The sequence below is a fragment of the Halalkalibacter akibai JCM 9157 genome, assembly GCF_000513135.1.
Taxonomy (GTDB): domain Bacteria; phylum Bacillota; class Bacilli; order Bacillales; family Bacillaceae_D; genus Halalkalibacter; species Halalkalibacter akibai.
Genome location: NZ_BAUV01000099.1, coordinates 1 through 4,583, shown reverse-complemented (window position 1 = coordinate 4,583; position 4,583 = coordinate 1). Strand labels below are relative to the sequence as shown.

The window sequence follows — 4,583 nt, the reverse complement described above, 5'->3', positions numbered from 1 at the left end:
ACACTCTTTTCTTTTATTTGTTCTTTGGTATCATCTTATTTTGTTTATTCCATTTTTTATTTATTTTGGCCACAAGCATGATTTAGTAATTATACTATTAGCTTTATCTTCATGGGCTTTAGCAGTTGGGGAAATTGGAGCAACTTTTAAAGACAAGAAAAGGCGAAGGAAAGCAAGATTTATTGTAACAGGAATAATAACTGTAATTATTCCATTGGCTTTATTTTTGGCAATAATAGGATTTGGAAAACAAATGGATTTCCCTAACTATTCTGACGCTTTATTAATTGCAAGCACTGGTATGTTTATATTTGCTGTGATGATACGTTTCCTGGATGCACGTACAGAAATAAAACGCACTCAAAAGCAAGAAAACGTAGAGTAATTTTTAAAAACTTTAAAGTGCATTCACTGCCTGTTTGCACTTTAAATGTTTTAAATAATTGTCAGTTATGATACCAGTTTCAAAATCCTCTAAACGAAAGAATGCGAGTTCAATTCTCTCCCAAAAATAAATAAGCCAATCAAAACTATATACATAACTTTTTAAGCCAATTTAACAAGATTTTTGTAGTACAATAAATTCTGGATTTTCTATAATGAGTAAATTCGGTAGGAACCTTTTGAGGAGGTTTTTAGGGGCAACTTATCTTCTAATCAGTGAAAAATTATAAGTTTTGATCAAACCATACTCCGAAGCAACGTTCAGTTGAAAATCAATGATAATCATTTAGAATTTCGGTGAATTTTGTAAAGCAATCCTCAATGTCATTTTCTAATCTCTCTATAGTCTGATACTTACTTCTAATCTCCATAAGCAATGTTTCCATCTCTTTTCTTACGATAATCAATTCTTTGAAGCATCCATCTATCTTAGACTTTTCTAAAGCAAGACCAACCTTTCTTCTAATCATCGTTAGTCTTCTTGAGAAGTTTTCAATTTCAATTTTACTAAGTGCTTTGCGATTACCAACTATCCAATTTATAATCGCCTGACACAAGTCATTTGAGCATTCATATAATCTTACCATCATCGTTCTTTGCCACCTTTCCTTCATTTTATTAAGTTTCAATCCTGATCTTTATTGAATGAGCATAGCTTTAGCTTTTATAAACAAGTAGATTATTAATTTTTGAGACAAGGGGAATATTTACCTTGATTCTTCGGAGTCACTTCACCTATTTTGTTATCTTTTATTTTCTATTCCGACTGACAAATAACTTTGGATACTTTGAATGGCTTCAATCAAACTGAATGCCATAATGTCCTCAGTGCAATCCATTATACGATCCGAGCGTAAAACGTTTTTATGATCAAACCATATAATACGATGATGGAAAACCATATAATGACCATCTTGCAATAAAATTAGTTCCTTTTGTGTTACAATTCTACCTTCAGTTGAAACATATTGGGATTCTGATGTTGTTGCAATCTCAATCCCCCTTAACACCTTTCCTTCTTCGTCATAAAAAAATTTTTGTTGTTCTAACTTATCTCCTTTGAATAATTTTTTATCCATCTGAGTTAAATCTGTAAGTGAAATTTTGTTAGTTATAGTTCTTGATAGTTTCTCAAACCCCGATTTTTTTGATAGAAAGTTTGCTTTATATTGTTCTTCAATTACTTTTACCTCTTTTGTTAATTCAATCAAATTGTGTTCCATTATTATTCCTCCTTATTTTTCATTTATTTTCATCTGAACTACTTTCCCTTTTAATTAAATTTCTCACTTGCTTTTGTGACCTTGCAATTTATTAAAATAACACTTACGCAACCACTTTAACATTATTGCTTTTGTTAATAAGGTCTACTTTGACTTCGGCTTCCTTCTGCTAATCCAACTAAAGTAACCATTCAATAGCTTCATGACTTCCATTAAATAATCATCCACTTCCCGCCATGATTGCTCGTCTATTTTCTTTCTCTTTTTCAACTCCAACATGATCATCTCCAATTGAATAAGTGTAGATTTAGCTTCATTTAACTTCTTAAATCGCTCTTTCATATTCACTTGTGAGATTGCGGCCGCAATTTTTTTAGGAATTATTACGGCATTCTTGTTAAGAATGCTAATTTCTTGTTCTGTTAGATTAGCCTTGTAAATATTTGTTGCTTGTCTAACTGTCATTGTTAAATCAGTGGAACGATTATAAAGATTAAAGCTACGGAAATTCTCAACTTTAGTCATTAGGAAACTACCTTATGCTCTTCTTCATACTTCTGTTCCAGTTGATTCATAAGTTCTATGATTGAGTCTAATATCTCTCCACCAAGATTATCTATTTCATGATATTGTTCTTGTGTTATAAAACTTTGCATAATGGAGATGTCGAAGAAGGCTTTGCACTCTGATGCACTACCAAGTGAAGTATTTAAACCGAGTAGCTGTTGAGGATATGAAGTGTTCTCTGCATTTCTGAGGTTTTGCAGGATGGATTGTGATGCCCGCATGATTTGGTCAATTTGCCCGTTTTTCTCAGTGGGTGGATACCGCTGAATTATTCCGAGGATAAGATTGTTGAAAGTGGTCGCTTTTTCAAAAAGCTCTGAAAGGTTAATTGGAAGTATTATTGATTTATTGCCTATTTCTGTTTCACCAACTCCATTATAATCAATTTGACGCTCAATCCGACGCATCATCCCTATAACCATCTTCAAGATTTCTTCTCCTCTCATATCTGCACTTTTATAAACAGAATCATTAATATAGCCTTGCATTCGGAGTAGATCCAAAGCAGATCGACACTCTGCCAGTTTGCTAAGGGATATATTTAGATGATTATATTCCTTCTTATAGTAGAAGTTGGTATTCCCCTCAGCCAAATTAGCTACGATACTGCAACTGCTTCGCTTCACCACATCTGCAAGGAAATGTTCTTGTGATGGAAGTTTCTTAGCAATCTCATACATAACTTTGCAAAATAACAGTGCATCCCGATAAACCTTTAACCCTCTTACATTGCCTACATATGGCTTTTTAGTAGTCATTTTTCTTTCTCCTTTTTTTGTGAATTATTAAGTATGGGGTTACTGATTTTTTGATTTCGAGCCACTGCAATACTATTTGAATCCGTCTTATAATAAAGAGTGTTAATAATTCAATAAAAGTGGGGTTTTCAACAGTTATTACAGTAGCCCTTTTTTTGGAATTAGTTTCAATTTGAGGTTAAACGGGGATGATTACATGTGAAGTGTAATTGGCTTATTTCCTTGCATAAGTTCATATACAGCATTCATAATAGCTATATAACGTCATAATCGTACATCGCTCTATCAAACAACTTTGCTACCGTTTCATAGAAATATCCTCCCCCTACCTTTAAGCTATCCCTTGTAGCTTTTGATGTTTTTTCTGCTTAACCTTGTCAAGATAGACGTTTTGATGTGATAACAAGTCTATGATTCTTTTAGCAATCAACTCTAAGTCAAACTCCTTTAAAGATAGCCCATTGCAATCCATTCTTTGAAAATTACTATGATCCTCTTCGCAGTCATCACAATAGTAGCTTTTATCTATATAGCGAGTGACTTTTAAATCACCATTTTCTAACAAATAAATTTGCGTTCCTGCCTCAATATTGCAATCATCTGTATCTTCGAAGAAATCACATGAATGAAAAATCAATATTCCATTTAATAAGTTACCTTCCTCATTAGTAAAGTAAATCTCCATTTCTTCGTCTAACACCTCAATAATTGGACTATATTGAAATGAGCATCTTGCTACATCAATAATTTCATGTAGTCTCCCCATCTCAATCGCAAAGATTTTGTCATTCATTGCCTCAATCTCCTTCTGAGATGATTGAATCTGTGATACTAATTCTTTAGCTGTGTTTAACATTGTAACTGCTCCTTTTTGGTTGAATTTTGTTAATATCCCACTGTTTATTATAAAGAAAATGGGATATGTACGGAGTTTTTGAGTGTTCTATGATAGAAGGGCAGAATAAAATTATAGGAAGCAAGTTGTTTTATTGAGGGGATTTCCATTAGTGCTTGCGTTAGAATAATAGGAGATTCTCGTTTGAAGATGTTGGTTGGTTATCGTTCTATAAGACTATTATAGTTGGTATTGTGGGGTTCACAAATGCTTAAAGTGCTTAACCACGTTCGAGTAATATTGAATGGTAAACTTGTTAGGAGAATCGTAATTCGGGAGTAATCGTTCAAGATCTAAGGGAAGAGTTCCGAGTAAATTTGGGTGCAGTTTGGTTGTCCTACATCTGTGATTCCTTTCATTTGGAGTTGTTTGTAGTGCTGTCTACATTTCATATAATAAACGACAATAAATTATAAGTCAACGCCTTTAGTCAATGTTTTTTTATATATTGCCCAAGGGCAACTAATGAGGTTTTCTAAGTAACATCATTAACGTAAAAAGAGCTGAATTCCATAGTTTCAACCCTGATCATTTCCTATAAAGGGATTATTTTACTTCGTTGTTGTAAAACTTTAATAAGAGTATGTTCTTTTTGAATCACATAATTTGTTTCGTTTATTGTCAGCGAAAAGATACCTGATTGATAATCTCTCAGTTTGTTCCCTTGCTTTTTCAACTCATTCTTTAAGCCTTCTT

The 4,583-nt window shown here is 32.9% G+C and carries 6 protein-coding genes; 1 reads left to right on the top strand and 5 read right to left on the bottom strand.

Annotated elements, in window-relative coordinates:
• Nucleotides 1-385: hypothetical protein (locus tag JCM9157_RS24800; protein WP_158318639.1), on the top strand; the 385-nt coding region annotated here is incomplete at its 5' end.
• Between the two features lie 331 nt (nt 386-716).
• On the opposite strand, the gene JCM9157_RS22680 is transcribed toward JCM9157_RS24800, so the two are convergent.
• The 5 genes from JCM9157_RS22680 to JCM9157_RS22660 form a co-directional block, all read right to left on the bottom strand.
• Nucleotides 717-1,034 (bottom strand): hypothetical protein, encoded by a 318-nt coding sequence (locus JCM9157_RS22680; protein WP_035668735.1) that lies wholly within the window; start codon nt 1,032-1,034, stop codon nt 717-719.
• 153 nt (nt 1,035-1,187) lie between these two features.
• Entirely contained in the window at nt 1,188-1,667 is a 480-nt protein-coding gene (locus JCM9157_RS22675; protein WP_035668732.1) for a hypothetical protein, read from the bottom strand.
• A gap of 144 nt (nt 1,668-1,811) precedes the next feature.
• Complete coding sequence (locus JCM9157_RS22670) at nt 1,812-2,192, bottom strand: four helix bundle protein (RefSeq protein WP_035668730.1); 381 nt, start codon at nt 2,190-2,192, stop codon at nt 1,812-1,814.
• Nucleotides 2,192-2,992: a four helix bundle protein gene (locus tag JCM9157_RS22665; RefSeq protein ID WP_035668728.1), complete on the bottom strand. Its 801-nt coding sequence runs from the start codon at nt 2,990-2,992 to the stop codon at nt 2,192-2,194. The genes JCM9157_RS22670 and JCM9157_RS22665 overlap by 1 nt, the downstream gene beginning before the upstream one ends.
• Before the next feature lie 331 nt (nt 2,993-3,323).
• Entirely contained in the window at nt 3,324-3,848 is a 525-nt protein-coding gene (locus tag JCM9157_RS22660) for a hypothetical protein (protein ID WP_035668727.1), read from the bottom strand.
• Between the last annotated feature and the right edge of the window lie 735 nt (nt 3,849-4,583).